Consider the following 15,026-nt stretch of genomic DNA (forward strand, 5'->3'; position numbering starts at 1 on the left):
ATCGCCAGAGTCTGATCTTCCGCAACCGTCAGCGCCTGATCGTTGGCGGAAGGCGCATCATTTACTGGAACGACAGAAATGCTGACGGTGGCTTCATTGGATTCAACGTCGCCGTCGACCAATTTGAAACGCAAGCTGTCCTGTCCGTGAAAATCAGCATTCGGGGTATAGGTAATCGCGCCACCCTGCTGCGAGACAGCGCCATGTTGCGGGGCCTGAGTGATAACAAACTCCGCTTCGCTGGAGATTTCTCCCGTCGCCTTCAGCGTAAAATCGATCGATTGATCTTCTTTCGTGCTGACGTCCTGATCCTGTGCAACGGGTGGCTCAACCGTCGCTTCACCACAGTTCTCCTCGCCCAGATACTTGAACGTGAGATAGCCTTTACCGTTGAGCTTGTATCCCGTGATCGCTATTTTGGCGAATGCCGCCGCCTGATAAATACGGTTAGCGCCGCCACCCTGCAGGTCGCCCCATACCGGTACGATAATCTCTTTATTCAGCAATCCATCCATGGCGGTGCGTACGGCCTTGCTGTTCTTCACGCCGGGCACGGCGCTGATCCAGTCCATGCGGTTCAGGACGCGATCCTGCCCATCCAGCGGGTTGATATAGGTATCGGCATTAGCGGAGGTGAGAGAGTTCACCAGATCGCTCTGCTTGACGCTGCCGGTCCAGGACAGCCAGATGAAATTCCCTTGATCCATACCGGGATACAGGATCGCCGTTTCTCCAACTCTTGAGGGCAGCGAGCCATAATCAAACGTGATGGGATAAAGCTGGCACTGCTCTGGCTTGGGGGGAGTGGTCTCAGGTAAACGCCCTGTAAAAGGAACCCAGTTGATCTGCATCTCTCCGTACCAGGCCTTGGCGAACAGATGGCCGCGAAGTACGCCCTGGGGGTTAACCACTTCCGCCTTCGGCGCTAGTACGGAGCCTTCCACGCCAATAGACTCCAACTCCACCACATAGGCTTCATAGAAGTTAAAAACCACTTTATCGGCGACGTTCGCCAAAGACTGCAGGCTCATCCCGGACATGCCGGTTTGCTGGCCATCAATATTAAAGATATAAGTGGCGTCGGCTGGCGCGCAGGAAAGATCCACTTCAAAGGTATGCGCAGGAAACACTTGTGCGCCGGAGAGCTGGAAGACTTGCAGATTACTGTCGCACGCCGCCGTCAGATAAAGCCCGCCCCACTTGGACTCCACCTTGCCATTGGCTTTCAACTTGGATAGATCTTGCGACAGCTGCTCTAAATAAGCCTGCGCACTTGAAAATTCGACCGAAGGCGTCGCTCCGCCCTTGATCTTGGCGCCTTTGGCCATGCCATGCCGCACGGCGTCGCCAATCTCTTTGACGGAGCCGCCGGCAATCACATTGCCGTAGTAAACGCGCCCACTAGGAAACTTGATATCGCCCCCGGCGATTAGAACATCACCTGCCTCAGGCGCATTCAGCTTATCACCCACGCTGTAGTTATTCAGGGAGATGTTGCCGCCAGCAGCGAGGCGACCCTCCACGTCAGAAGACAACGCCAGGAACTCATCAAACACCAGAGCGTTATAGCGCTGCGCGGGTCCAAAGTCTTTGGCGGAAACCTGAAAGCTGAACAGACCGAGAATTACGGTCGAGAGAAAAGAGGCGACATACTTAGTCATTTAACTATCCTGATTACATCCTGATCGTGGGGCGGTTCGCAACGCCCTGCATAGGGGGCAAACTGAGCGACGGCGCGATTATACGGATATAAAACGACTTAAATAGTCTCTGATTAAACTTTTTTTAACTTTTCACAAAATATAATCCGATTGGGTTAGTGAATAGCTTGTGACCGCTGCAGCGCTCCAGGGAAATTTACGTAGCCCAAGATTCGCTCATCAATCCCAAAATAAGGGTATACAATGAACGACTTATGGTTAACCCATAGCCACTTGTGAGTTATCCAGCCTAAGGATTGAAATAACAACAAAGTGAGGAAGACGATGCAAATAGGCATACCCAAAGAGAGTAGACCTCATGAAAAGCGTGTGGCGGCGACGCCCAAATCAGTTGAGGAGTTGATCAAACTGGGGTTTTCGGTGGCGGTTGAGGCCGACGCCGGCTGGCTGTCCAGTTTCGGCGACGGGATGTATGAAGAAGTTGGCGCCAAGATCGTTTCAAGAGAAGAAGCCTGGGGAGCGGATATCGTTCTCAGGGTAAACGAACCCAGTGACGAAGAAGTCGAACTGCTGAAATCCGGGGCGACGCTGATCGGGTTTATCTGGCCCTCCCAGCATGAGGAATTACTGCAGAAACTGGCGCAACGGAACGTCACTGTCCTAGCGATGGATTCCGTTCCCCGCATCTCCCGCGCCCAGTCCATGGACGCGTTAAGTTCAATGGCCAACATCGCCGGATACAGGGCGGTGGTCGAAGCCTCTCACCACTTCGGTCGTTTTTTCACCGGACAAATCACTGCCGCAGGCAAGGTGCAACCGGCCAAAATTCTGGTCATCGGAGCCGGCGTCGCCGGGCTGGCGGCGATTGGCACGGCGGGCAGCCTCGGCGCGATTGTGCGCGCCTTTGATACCCGTCCCGAGGTGAAAGAGCAAATCCAGAGCATGGGCGCTGAATTCCTTGAGGTGGATATTGAAGAGGAAAGCTCCAGCGGCGATGGCTACGCCAAAGTGATGAGCAAGGCCTTTATCGAAGCGGAAATGAAGCTGTTCCTGGAACAGGCGAAGGATGTAGATATCATTATCACCACCGCCATGATTCCCGGTAAACCGGCGCCCAAACTGATCACAGAGGAAATGGTGAAAGCCATGCGCCCGGGCAGCGTGATCGTCGATTTAGCGGCGCCCAACGGCGGCAACTGTGAACTCACCCAGCCTGGCGAGATGGCGGAGATTCACGAAGTCAAAATCGTCGGCTACGTCGACCTCCCCTCACGACTGCCCACTCAGGCCAGTCTGTTGTACAGCAACAATCTGGTCAATTTGATGAAGCTGCTGTGCAAAAACAAAGACGGCGCCGTCGACATCAACTTTGAGGACGAAGTCATTCGCGGCGTCACCGTCGTGAAAGACGGCGAGATAACCTGGCCGCCGCCTCCGATCAAAGTCAGCGCCGCACCGCAACAGCCGAAGACGGCTTCCGCGCCGCCTCCGCCCAAGTCGCAGCCGATGTCGACTTCCCTCAAACATGGTTTGCAGGCGGCCGGAGCCCTGGCGTTGATGTGGCTCGCCAGCGCGGCGCCATCGGAGTTTCTGTCTCACTTTACGGTTTTCGTTCTCGCCTGCATCGTGGGTTACCACGTCGTCTGGAGCGTCACTCATGCGTTGCACACACCATTGATGAGCGTTACTAACGCCATCAGCGGCATCATCGTCGTCGGCGCGTTACTGCAGATCAGCAGCGACAGCCTGTTAGTGACCTTTTTGGCCGCCGCCGCAACGCTGATTGCGACTATCAATATCGTCGGGGGATTTGTCGTCACCCAACGCATGCTGAAAATGTTTCGGAAATAGGAGAAGCGACTCATGTCATACAGTGTAATCACCGCCTCCTATATCATTTCCGCCGTGCTGTTCATTCTCAGTCTGGCGGGTCTCAGCAAGCAGGAGACCGCAAAAACCGGCAACCTCTACGGCGTCATTGGTATGGCGCTGGCGTTGCTGGCCACTATCGCCAGTCCACAGGTGTCCACCGTCTGGTTGATCATTCTCGCCATGGCTGTCGGCGCAGTAATTGGCGTTAAAGTCGCCTTAAAGGTGGAAATGACGCAGATGCCTGAGCTGGTGGCGATCCTGCACAGTTTCGTCGGTCTCGCCGCCGTGCTGGTCGGCTATAACAGTTACCTGGAACATGGTCCGCTGAGCGGCGCGCTGTTGAGCATTCATCTGACGGAGATCTTTCTCGGGGTCTTTATCGGCGCAGTCACTTTTACCGGCTCAATTGTCGCTTTCGGCAAGTTACGCGGATCGATCAGCTCCAAAGCCCTCATGCTGCCCAATCGCCATAAGCTCAACCTGGGCGCGGGCGTCGTTTCCTTCTTGCTCATGCTGTATTTCGTCAAAGCCGGCGGCAGCGGATTCAGTCTGCTTCTGATGACATTGATCGCCCTGTTTATAGGCTGGCACTTGGTGTCATCCATCGGCGGCGCGGACATGCCTGTCGTCATCTCCATGCTCAACTCCTATTCAGGATGGGCGGCTGCGGCGGCGGGTTTCATGCTGTCCAACGACCTGTTGATCATCACCGGGGCCCTGGTGGGCTCTTCAGGGGCGATTCTCTCCTACATCATGTGTAAGGCGATGAACCGCTCCTTTATCAGCGTCATCGCGGGCGGTTTCGGTAATGATCCCGCGCCTGAAGACGCTGATGCGGAGTATGGCGATCCTCAGGAGATTAATGCGGAAGGCGTGGCGGACATGCTGAAAGGCTCACACTCTGTGATCATCACTCCCGGATACGGTATGGCGGTGGCGCAGGCGCAGCATCCTATCTATGAAATCACGCAAAAGTTGCGTGAGCATGGCGTGGAAGTGCGTTTCGGCATTCATCCTGTGGCGGGCCGTCTTCCCGGACATATGAACGTACTGCTGGCGGAGGCGAAAGTCCCTTATGACATCGTCCTGGGCATGGATGAAATCAACCAGGATTTCCCGGAAACGGACACCGTCCTGGTGATCGGCGCCAATGACACGGTGAACCCCGCCGCGTCGGAAAATCCAGGAAGTCCGCTGGCGGGCATGCCGGTGTTGGAAGTATGGAAAGCGAAGAACGTCATCGTATTCAAACGCAGTATGAACGCAGGCTACGCCGGCGTTCAGAATCCGCTGTTTTTCCGCGATAACGCCTTTATGTTGTTCGGCGACGCCAAAGCCAGCGTCGACGCTATTCTGAAGGCGATTTGATAATGCACTCAGCTCAACAGGTTCGCCGTTAAGCGCCTGTTGAGCTGATCCGATGCCAGGAATGCTAGAAATACATCACGTCATTTACGCGATAGTCAGATAGATATCCACTTGCGAGTCCGGGCTGTCGGGGCCCGTGAATCGTCTGTCGTAAAGTTCAAAGTCAGGGCCTTCGATTCTTTCCAGATTGCTTTCCGGCAAGTCTCGGGAGCAGGCTTTGCGAAAGGTGGCGTTGAGCCCCGCAACCGGTCCGGTGTGAGTCAAAACGGCGTAACGCGCCGCCGCCACCTCAACGGACACCATGCCTTGTGGAACCGGACTCCCCGCCTCCACTTCGACGCCAGCGATATAGCGGAACTCGCCATCTTCCAACGGCAGGCACAGACCGTAGGACGCTTCGTAATTAACCCGGCCGCGGATTTCATCCTCTCGGGGGAGATATCGGCCCCACAGCATGGGAATAGAGTCCCGGACATCGCTGCTGCGATACTCCATACCAATAAGGGTGAATGCGGGAAGCTCTTTGACTAGCGGTTTTACTGCAGCGTCTTGTGTCGAATTCATACTATTGTTCTCCATAATGGGTTGCTTCAGGTAAATCAGCAATTCATTGAGAAGCTTGCGTTTATCTTCGATTTCTCGCTCCAGCCCGGTGGCGTGTCTACACAGCTTGTTGCGTAATACATGTTCATCGCTCAACGCCCCCTGCTCCTTGAGACTGCGAATGCTTTCCAACGGCACGCCCATATCGCGCAGCCATAAAATGCGTTGCAGTTCGTCGATTTGCGACGGCGCATAATAGCGGTATCCATTTTCACGACCATATACCGCTGGATGAAACACGCCAGTGCTCTCGTAATAGCGCAAGGTTTTGGTCGATACATCGAATAGACGGGCCATCTGCCCTATCGTCAGCATGCTATTCCTCACTCCGTCAATGAATGCTCACCCTCAGCTTGAAGCTTCCCCCAAGGGTAAGGTCAAGCGTGGCCCAGAAAGAACAAATCCATCATCAACTTTTATATACCAAACAGAACTCATCCCAAAGCACTAATAAAACACCCTATTTGGCTTAATGATAGCTTTAAGTAGATGTTTTATTTTGTTGATTCATAGAGCAAAGGACTTCCGTCTCTCCATCCGTAGAAGCAAACGTATTATGTCGAGAGGAGTTTTACATGCAATTAAAATACATTGTCCACATGATGCTGCTGACTGGCGTCCTGTTCCTTGCAGGTTGCGGCGGCTCAGGAGGAGCTGGCGGCGATAACGTGACGGACAACGGCGGCGACGACACCTCCCCTGCTGACTGCCAAATGACGGAGTTGGACAAGCAGTTGCTCAAAGCGCACAACCAGATCCGCTCACAAACGCGCACCTGCGGCGATAAAGAGTATGGCGATGCTCCCGCGCTGACATGGAATTGCAAGCTCGCCGCAGCCGCCAACGCTCACAGCCGCGACATGGCGGACAACAACTTCTTCGACCACATCGGCTCCAACGGCCTCGGCGTCGGCGCGCGGGTGAAGTATCAAGGCTATTTCTATCAGGTTGTCGGAGAAAATATCGCGGCGGGTTACGGCTCAGTCGCGCAAGTCATGCAAGGCTGGCTGGACAGTCCCGGACACTGCGCCAACATCATGAGCAAGAACTACACGGAAATGGGCGCCGCCAGAATCGACGCGTCCGGCGCAGACTATCCTAGCTACTGGACAACGGATTTCGGGCATAGATAACACCCATTACGCCAACACTGTCACATTAAATTCATAACGAAATAGTTTTTCGGCAAAATACAATTTTAATTAGGCCAAAAGAACTAAATTAATTTAATGTTTTTGGCTGAATGATCCTCCAATGGATATGTTTTATCCTCTTCAACTCTCTATTTATATCTCTCTAATTATCTGTTTTTAAATGCGATATTTTTAATATCGCCTCAATATCATTCGTTTACGGCTCGTTTGTTAAGTTTGATTTAAAATCAGTAATTCAATAACACATAAGTATACAAACAATTACATATAAATTGGCGGGACTTCACATTTTATAATTGTTGTCACGCCGCTTATAGCCCGCGTTTCTACCTCAGCGTAATATTGCGGGTTTTTTAACCAACGCCAATGTTGAAATGTGAGGAACTAAGATGTTGCGGTTTCATCCTTTAGCCGGATCAATACTCCTGGCAAGCGCCATCGCTTTGACCGGCTGTGGGTCAGACGACGACGCCAAATCCGGCGACAAGAATAAAGGCGGCGATAACGGATCTGAAGTTGTCGACGGAACAACCTCCGGCGGAAGCGATACCGGAAACGGCGACACTAATAGCGACGACTCCAACAGCAGCGGTGACGCCAGCGGCGGAGACTCTGTTGATGGAAGCACTGGCGGCGACGATACCGACGATGGAGACGACGCATCTGACGACGATAGCTCAGGCAGCGACACCAACCAGCCCCCCACTATTTCCGGGACGCCCAGCCCGTTAGCCAAAGAAGGCGAGCCCTTCAGCTTCACCCCCACTGTTAACGATATAGACGGCGACACCCTTACATTTCAGTTAGTGAACGGCCCATCCTGGATGAGCATCAACGCTAACACCGGCAAAGTTACGGGCTCCCCCAGCGCAGATGACCTGGGCATGGCGAAAGGCATTGTCATCCGCGTATCTGACGGAGAAAAAAGCGCCGATTTGAAGTTTGATCTGGAAGTCGCCTTCAATCCCGTGGAACAGGCCATTCGTACCGGCGACGCACTGGTCGTCGAAAACAGCCGTGATCTGGCGTCCGCCGCGTTGCGCACAATTGAAGCCAACCGCACCCGCTACAATCAAGCCCGCATTGATCTGTTCCAGCTGAATACCGATGGAACAGCCAAAGGCGACAGTCTCACCGCCATTGATTGGGACCCTACTCACGACGCCGCGCAGATAAGCGCCATGTTTGGCGAAAACGAAGCCATTCTGATATCCAATGCGGCCAATGAAGGCAAAACGGTTTATAACCGCGGCTTTGGCGTTATCGGCGAAGACGATGCGCGCTATATGGTCCTCGGCGGCAACCCTATGCGCGAACGCGGCGGCGCCAATGAGCAAATGCACCAATTTATGCAAAACGCGATCGTCTGGCTGACTGGTAGAAATAATTTCGACGCACAGCCGCTTAAGCTGGTCATGGCGCAAATGGATGAAAGCTACTGGTTTCATGACGCCACCGGCGTGCGCAAGTGGCTGGACCAGCGCTATGGCGAAAACGTCAGCTATAACGCGCAGGGAGATTGCGATGGCTCCAAGCTGGCGGACTGCCTCAATACAAATCCGGACTTACTGATCATTTCCCAAAAAAGCGAGGAAGCGGACGTTGACGCCGTCACTGCGACGGTAGCCGCCGCCATGGCGAAAGGAACGCCAGTGCTGTATCTACACTGGGACGGCAATTTGACCAGCTTGGGAGGTAATCTTTTCACGCTGTTTAACGTGTCCTACCAGGAAGACAACTACTGGAAAAGGCTCTATCTAAGCGGTTATGACTCCATCGACGACATGGGCAAGATTCCGGAGAGCGTCACACAAGTTAAAACCATGCTGACTCACTTTGAAAACGAGGACTACGCTTTCGACTGGTCCGCCTGTGATGGCGAGAACTGCTCCGCCGTCAGCGGCCTGAATGCCGGTTTCTTCGAAGGCGCAGACGAAGTGCGCAGCATCATGTCCAATCTGGACAAGAGTAAGACGGATATTTTCGCCAACGAAGGTAAGCGCTATCAGAAGTTGCTCGCGTTATTGGGCGACCACTACCGCGCCAGCGCCACCTATCCTATGGACAAGATTACGACGGAAGATAATGCGTTCCTGAAATCGCTGTACGCGGACTACTCGGTCTACAACTACCGCGCGCTGAATCCCGCACAAAAGGATATGGGCAATTTCAGCCGCAGCAACTTCGATCATGTCTCAACCGTCACCAAGACCATAGACATGGAAAGCAAACGCTATTTCCGCGCCGCTGGCGTTTACGCTCTGCCTGGCCACACGGTAAAGGTGACTCGCCTGGACAGCGCCGACGTGGCCACATCCATCTTTGTCAACACACAGCGTTCCGGCGCCACCCATCAGTTTGAGAAGAACGGCTATACCCGTCCGAAATTCCTGCAGACGCCGAAGTTCAATATAAAATCCGGCGAGAGCATTACCTTCACCTCCACCTACGGAGGCCCGGTGCAAATTGAGTTTGGGAGCAACGGCAAGAACGTTTCTTTCCGATTCGAGAATGTGGGTGAGCATCCCTTCTGGAACGGCGAAGAAGACAACGCCAGCTTTGAACAGGCCTTGGCTCAGGGCGACTACGACTGGGCGGAGCTCGTCACGCCAGGCTTCGAAGTACACTCAAAGCTGGATAAAATGCGTAAGTCCATGCAGGACGAAAACTGGAAAACCGGCGCAGCTTTGGCGGCGGGAACCATGCGCTACATCCATAACTTCCCGCACATCCTGGCGGGCTTCAAAGGACCTGGCATTGACGTAGTGGCGGAGATACATGACTTCGCGGCGGCGCACAGCCTGGAAATCGAGCATATCGATATCGTGAAGCACATGAATGCGGATCAGGCCACCTGTGGTTATGGCTGCTCAGGCAACCCTTATGACGCCTATTGGGAGTTCAGCCCGATTGGACACGGCGACATTCACGAGCTAGGTCATGGTCTGGAGCGCGGTCGTTTCCGCTTCAGCGGCTGGGAAGGACACGCAAGCACCAACCCATACTCCTACTATTCGAAGTCGCACTACTATCTGGATACCGGTAAAAACCCGAGCTGCCAGTCGTTGCCCTTTGAAAGCATGTTCAATGTGCTGCGCGACTCCGTCAGCGAATCCGATCCTCAAGCCTATGTGCAGAGCCAGAAGTTAACCGGATGGTCCAACGGCGCCGGCATCACCATCCAGATGATGATGACCGCTCAGGGCGAAGGCAAACTAAATGACGGATGGAACCTGTTACCCAGACTGCACATACTCGACCGCAACTTCAACGCGGCGTTAGCCAGCGAGGAAGCCTGGTCAGCGGCGAAAGCTAATTTGGGCTTCTCCCAATACAGTCTGGATGAAGCAAAAAGCATTAACAGTAACGACTGGATGACAGTGGCGGTATCCTACGCGACAGGCTTGGATTTCCGTGATTACCTGTCCATGTGGGCGTTGCCGTTTAGCGCTAAGGCGTCAGCCCAGGTTGCGTCCTTCAGTCTGCCCGTGGCGCCGCGCAAGTACTATGCGTCTGGCGGTGACCAGTTCTGTTATGGCCTGGATAAACCGAGCATTCTCGTAGACGGCGTGCAAACCTGGCCCAGCCTGTAAAACTTTACTCGTCTTCCTTAGCGAAGATCAGGTGATTAATAAAGCGGCGCTATGCGCCGCTTTTCATTTCAGGCGCGCCTAAACAAGTGTCCGGGAAAGCGCACAACCGTCAGAAAATTTACAAGGTTAAATTTAAGAAACTGGTTTTTCCTGTCCGGTTACACTGACATGTAAAAGCACTAACGCCCTCTATAAATATCTCTTTAGCCCTTTATTTTCAATAAGATAAACAACTTTCCTTAAGTGCGTCCGTATGTCTGTTTTCTCAGACTCGCCCCTCCTACTGTCAGTAAATTTTACGGATTAGGTAATACGGACTAGTTTATGACAGCCTGTCACATTGAAAAATAAGGTTAATTGGGTTTTGGCACAACCAATGCGTGAGAAAGCGGTGATGTACTCAGACCTACCTACTAAATTACAAGAAAAGGAGTTGGTTATGACCTCAAGAATAAAGCACGCCCTTACAGCACTGTCTTTGAGCGTAGCCGCAGTCAGCGCACACGCAGTCACCATTAACGATGGTTACAACGGGGCAGGACTTTCATACAACGGCGACGTTTACGGTAACCCAGACATCTACCAAATTACTCATATGGAAGTGACTCACGACAGTGACAACCTCTATGTGTCGATCTTTACAAACTTCTTCGAAGGCGCTGATAGCCTAGGCCATAAATATGGGGACTTGTTCATCAGCGTCGACGGCTGGCACCCATTCGGCAATGCAGCAGATCGTTATAAAGACGACGATATCACCAATGGCGAGAAGTGGGAGTTTGCTCTAGACACATCAACGGGCGATCTCTACAGCCTGTCCATGGTCGATTATATGGATCAGCTAGTTAGCTCCGGAACCAGCAGCAGCGTTCGAAAAAATCAGGAAGTCTTAGTAAATACCTCCAAGGCGACCCTGGTAGGCGGAGAAACCTCAAGCGTAGACTTGAGTGGCGTCAGCAACACTGTCGGCACACTAGGAGTTATTTCGTACACACTGACTCTGGCGGATTTGGGTCTTGACCTCAGCGCACCTACTTCACTTGGCTTCCGTTGGTCCGCCACTTGCGCTAACGATATCATTGAAGGCGGATTGAGCGTTCCAGAACCAGGCACACTGGCGATGTTGGGATTGGGGCTTGTCAGCTTAAGCCTATCCCGTCGTAAAAAAGCCTGATTTTTGCAAACTAGTACTATAAGTCGATAAGAACAGGGTGACAGGTGTAAGGCGCAGCGGAGAGTGTAGAGTTTTTTTACACTCTTGTTACACCCCTCCCGACTACAACCGAACAGGGACGTTTTACTTACTCCGTGACAAACTCCGACACCAGCGCCAGCGTGTCGCTCTCTCTGCCGATGAAAATCGTCGCCTTCCACAGCATACGTCCGGTAATGCATACGGGCAGGTATCCTTCCCCTTGATATGATCCGTCCGCCATCCGCGTTAGTTTGGTCTGGTTAAGCCCCATGTACATATCGGCGCCCTCAAAGTCGACACGGACCCGTTCCGCCTCTATGCCGTGTAGTTGGAGACGAATCGGAAATGCGCGCGCGGGATGAATCGGCTCATCGCCAAATGAAAAGCTTACATTGCCTGCATCGACCGGAAGGCTACACTGACCTCGTCCAGGCGTGCATTCAGTGACTTTCAAATACTGGATATTCTTGAATTGGTCGATATCGAGAGCGCCTGAGCTGGGAAGCCATTGCCGCACCAGACCTAACGACGCCAGAAACAACACCAGGGCGAGCAATACTGCTCCCCTCACCCAATAACGCTTGAACTGCAACGTCAAAACCTCATTCGCGCTGAAGATGGGAAGGATATGGCCGCGCAGTGTGCCTTTCGGATCAGAAATTGTCCAGCGACAATTTGACGCATAACTCCGCGTTAACGCTACATTTTCTCAGTGTGCGCCCTGTGTTAGGCTTGGGCCCTGATTGAATCCCCTAGTTAATAATCGCCCTAGCCCCGTAACCGCACCTGATATCTCTCAATGATGATGAAAAAAAGCCTGATCCAAGCCCTTATCGCCACCACCCTAATGTCCTCGCCAGTGCTTGTCTATGCGCAGAATGAAGGCGCGCAGGCGGTTGAAACCAGTAACGCCTGGATTCGTTTTACGCCGGGAACCATACCCATGGCGGGCTACTTCACGCTCAACAATTCGTCCGCCGAGACTATCACCATTATCAGCGCCGAGAGCGCGGACTTCGGGCATGTCATGATGCATCAGACCGTCAACGACAGCGGTCAAATGAGTATGCAGCACATGGGGGAAGGCCTTGCAGTGACGGCGGGAAGCCACATCTCATTCGCTCCCGGCGGTATGCATCTGATGTTGATGCAGCGTCAGCGTCCGCTGAATCCCGGCGACCATGTCAACGTCACCCTGAATCTTGCCGATGGCGGCGCGGTTTCCGTGGAGTTTGAGGTCAAACCTATTTCCTACGAAGGCCCCTGACACAACGCTCTTCTCCCGCCTTTCGCGCAAGCGTATGGGCGCATCCTTGTCTACACTGGAAAGGAATGCGAACAAGGGAGTTGGACATGCAGCGCCTCGCCATATGGGTTTTCGCCCTCGCTCTGCCCGGCTGTGCGGGACAGGGATACTCCAATGCACACGGCCCCCAAGTGGATGTAGCAGTGCATCCCGCCTGGTACGACGGCGAGCGCGTCTACTACATCACCACAGACGTCTCCGATCGGGATATGGCGGCGATGATGCAGGCCAATTATGCGCCCCGCTTGAAAGATGCGATTCCAGATTATCCCAAGCCACCACAGGTTCGTACTGTGCTGGAAAGGGTCTACCGGGTTCGTAATTTCGACCAGCCCAGCATATTTCCCTCCGCGCCAGAGCCGCCAGGTTCGAAAAGCGTCAACATTCAATACAGTCCTTTGTGGCTGATGTATGAGGTGGTTTGGAAAGCCGGCGTCTCGCCTGTAGAGCTTAAATCCGAGGAGCAGGTATTCGTAGCGGAGAGCCAGGGAAAGCTGGAGATTCATCGCACCGACATCGTGGTGAACTGCCCTGTGGTGCATTACGAAGGCGAACGCATCGATCGCTATGAGTGGTGATTGCTATTCCAGCATGCCTGCCTGTGACTTCAACGCATCCATGTCGAGGATCTGGATTTCACCATAGGACGTGGCGATAAGCCCTTTCTGCTCCAGCTCTTTCAATATCTGGTTAACCGTCTGTCTGGACACCCCCAGCATCATGCCCAGTTGCTCCTGCTGTATATGTATCGCCCGTCGCGCCTGTCCGCTGAAGTCGCCATAGCCCTCCGCCATCACCACCAATCTGCGCGCCAATCGCAGAGGCGCAGGCAGCAGAGTGGCGTCTTCCACCGCGCGAAACGCCAAGCGCAGTTTAAAACAAAGCAGCACACCGAAGTCCCGCCAGAAATGCGGCTTCGCCGCCAGTAGCGTTTCCAGACCTTTTTGCGGCAAGTGCAACAAGGTTGTCGGGGTTTCCGCCAGGGCGCTGTGAGTGCGGTCCAGTCTGTCAAACAAGGCGATTTCTCCGAACCAGTTAGGGGGCTCCACAAACGCAAGAATCGCCTCCTTCCCATTTTCGTTAACGCCAGTGACTCTCAACGATCCTTTCACCACGGCGTAAATACCTGCAGGCTTGTCACCGCGTCGAAACAGAAACTCCCCCGTTCGAAGCACTTTAATTTGCGCCAGATTCAGCAGGTCTGTCTTTAAGTCTTCAGGAATAGCGCGAAACCAGGCTCCGCGGTTTAGCAGGTCGTAATACTCGTGGGTGGACAGCTTGTCAGGCATGGCGCAGCGCTTATTATTTTGGGTTGATGGCAATGAAGTTTGCGCGATTGAGGCTCAAATCTTACAAAACTTCGATATCAATTGCGCGCTTATCGTTGGAAAGACTGCTGCAAAGGGCGAGTATTCAGGAAAGGAGTGGGGACAAGTGAAAAAGACCGCGCCGCAGGAGGGTCCGGACGGCGCGGTGTGAAGGCTGGATTATTCTCCGCCGAACACGGAGGTCCAGTAATGCGGATAACTGGCCGAGGACGTGCTCACTTTCTTCGCGCCCATTTCGGTGTACTCCGCTCCCATGATATTGGAACAATGACCCGGGCTCTTCAGCCACCCAGCCATAACCTGCTGTGTAGACTCATAACCCGCGGCGATGTTCTCGCCTACGCGCCAGGAGTTATAGCCTTCCGCACGAGTGCGATCGCCGACCTGCGAACCATCGGAACCGGTATGGCTGAAGAAGTTGTTGTTCACCATATCTTCAGTGTGCTTGGTCGCCGCGGCGCCCAGCTTACAGTTCCATACCAATGGCTCTGCCGCCGGGAAGTAGGCTGAACCACAGTTACGGCCCTCGCTACGCGCCTGGTTATGCGCTTCCAACAGGGCTTTTTGTGATTCGGTCAGCTCGCAATCGTCTGGATTAGTAGGATCTGTGGGATCAGTTGGGTCCGTCGGATCTGTAGGATCGGTCGGGTCCGTTGGATCTGTCGGATCGGTTGGTTCACCTGGCTCGTTAGGATCATTAGGATCATTTGGATCTGTCGGAAATCCAGGATCGTCCGGATCGATTGGATCAGTTGGATCAGTTGGATCCGTTGGATCCGTTGGATCCGTTGGATCTGTTGGGTCCGTTGGATCTGTTGGATCTGTTGGATCTGTTGGATCTGTTGGATCWGTTGGATCAGTTGGATCTGTCGGGTCCGTTGGATCTGTCGGGTCCGTTGGATCTGTCGGGTCCGTTGGATCTGTYGGGTCCGTTGGATCTGTTGGG

Annotated in this window: 14 protein-coding genes; 9 read left to right on the forward strand and 5 right to left on the reverse strand. The window is 53.5% G+C overall.

The features are described from left to right. The coding region (locus KP814_RS31165; protein ID WP_216740437.1) for a choice-of-anchor A family protein at window positions 1–1,661 on the reverse strand (1,661 nt) is incomplete at its 3' end. Between the two features lie 324 nt (window positions 1,662–1,985). Here KP814_RS31165 and KP814_RS31170 point away from each other — a divergent pair. Next, a complete protein-coding gene (locus KP814_RS31170) occupies window positions 1,986–3,512 on the forward strand; it encodes a Re/Si-specific NAD(P)(+) transhydrogenase subunit alpha (protein ID WP_216740438.1) in 1,527 nt (508 codons plus the stop codon). A 12-nt stretch (window positions 3,513–3,524) separates the two neighbouring features. Beyond that, on the forward strand, window positions 3,525–4,901 hold the full coding sequence (gene pntB, locus KP814_RS31175; RefSeq protein WP_216740439.1) for a Re/Si-specific NAD(P)(+) transhydrogenase subunit beta: 1,377 nt from the start codon (window positions 3,525–3,527) through the stop codon (window positions 4,899–4,901). An 84-nt stretch (window positions 4,902–4,985) separates the two neighbouring features. Here the strand turns inward: pntB and KP814_RS31180 are convergent, their stop codons facing one another. Further along, entirely contained in the window at window positions 4,986–5,819 is an 834-nt protein-coding gene (locus KP814_RS31180; RefSeq protein ID WP_216740440.1) for a GyrI-like domain-containing protein, read from the reverse strand. Window positions 5,820–6,079: 260 nt separating this feature from the next. Between KP814_RS31180 and KP814_RS31185 the strand changes: the two genes are divergently transcribed. The 3 genes from KP814_RS31185 (at window position 6,080) to KP814_RS31195 (ending at window position 11,425) form a co-directional block, all read left to right on the forward strand. Beyond that, the gene (locus KP814_RS31185; protein ID WP_216740441.1) at window positions 6,080–6,637 is read left to right on the forward strand and encodes a CAP domain-containing protein; all 558 of its coding nucleotides are present in this window, start codon (window positions 6,080–6,082) and stop codon (window positions 6,635–6,637) included. Window positions 6,638–7,047: 410 nt separating this feature from the next. Then, entirely contained in the window at window positions 7,048–10,251 is a 3,204-nt protein-coding gene (locus tag KP814_RS31190) for an ImpA family metalloprotease (RefSeq protein WP_216740442.1), read from the forward strand. Between the two features lie 439 nt (window positions 10,252–10,690). Beyond that, window positions 10,691–11,425, forward strand: coding sequence for a PEP-CTERM sorting domain-containing protein (locus tag KP814_RS31195; protein ID WP_216740443.1), 735 nt, complete (start codon window positions 10,691–10,693; stop codon window positions 11,423–11,425). Between the two features lie 127 nt (window positions 11,426–11,552). On the opposite strand, the gene KP814_RS31200 is transcribed toward KP814_RS31195, so the two are convergent. Continuing rightward, window positions 11,553–12,038, reverse strand: coding sequence for a hypothetical protein (locus KP814_RS31200; RefSeq protein WP_216740444.1), 486 nt, complete (start codon window positions 12,036–12,038; stop codon window positions 11,553–11,555). A gap of 207 nt (window positions 12,039–12,245) precedes the next feature. On the opposite strand from KP814_RS31200, the gene KP814_RS31205 reads away from it, so the two are divergent. Both KP814_RS31205 and KP814_RS31210 read left to right on the forward strand, forming a co-directional pair. Beyond that, window positions 12,246–12,713: a copper chaperone PCu(A)C gene (locus KP814_RS31205; RefSeq protein WP_216740445.1), complete on the forward strand. Its 468-nt coding sequence runs from the start codon at window positions 12,246–12,248 to the stop codon at window positions 12,711–12,713. A gap of 86 nt (window positions 12,714–12,799) precedes the next feature. Continuing rightward, window positions 12,800–13,330, forward strand: coding sequence for a hypothetical protein (locus KP814_RS31210; RefSeq protein WP_216740446.1), 531 nt, complete (start codon window positions 12,800–12,802; stop codon window positions 13,328–13,330). 3 nt (window positions 13,331–13,333) lie between these two features. On the opposite strand, the gene KP814_RS31215 is transcribed toward KP814_RS31210, so the two are convergent. Next, on the reverse strand, window positions 13,334–14,041 hold the full coding sequence (locus tag KP814_RS31215) for a Crp/Fnr family transcriptional regulator (RefSeq protein ID WP_216740447.1): 708 nt from the start codon (window positions 14,039–14,041) through the stop codon (window positions 13,334–13,336). Between KP814_RS31215 and KP814_RS31220 the strand changes: the two genes are divergently transcribed. Next, window positions 14,040–14,231 carry a hypothetical protein gene (locus KP814_RS31220; RefSeq protein WP_216740448.1) on the forward strand — a complete coding sequence of 64 codons (192 nt, stop codon included), beginning with the start codon at window positions 14,040–14,042 and terminating at the stop codon, window positions 14,229–14,231. The two genes, KP814_RS31215 and KP814_RS31220, sit on opposite strands and share 2 nt — an antisense overlap. A gap of 8 nt (window positions 14,232–14,239) precedes the next feature. Here the strand turns inward: KP814_RS31220 and KP814_RS33000 are convergent, their stop codons facing one another. Next, window positions 14,240–14,635, reverse strand: coding sequence for a CAP domain-containing protein (locus KP814_RS33000; RefSeq protein ID WP_253938766.1), 396 nt, complete (start codon window positions 14,633–14,635; stop codon window positions 14,240–14,242). 152 nt (window positions 14,636–14,787) lie between these two features. Here KP814_RS33000 and KP814_RS33005 point away from each other — a divergent pair. Next, window positions 14,788–15,026, forward strand: a 239-nt coding sequence (locus tag KP814_RS33005) for a hypothetical protein (protein WP_253938767.1), incomplete at its 3' end; no start/stop codon positions are given.

This window comes from Hahella sp. HN01, assembly GCF_018986435.1.
GTDB lineage: Bacteria > Pseudomonadota > Gammaproteobacteria > Pseudomonadales > Oleiphilaceae > Hahella.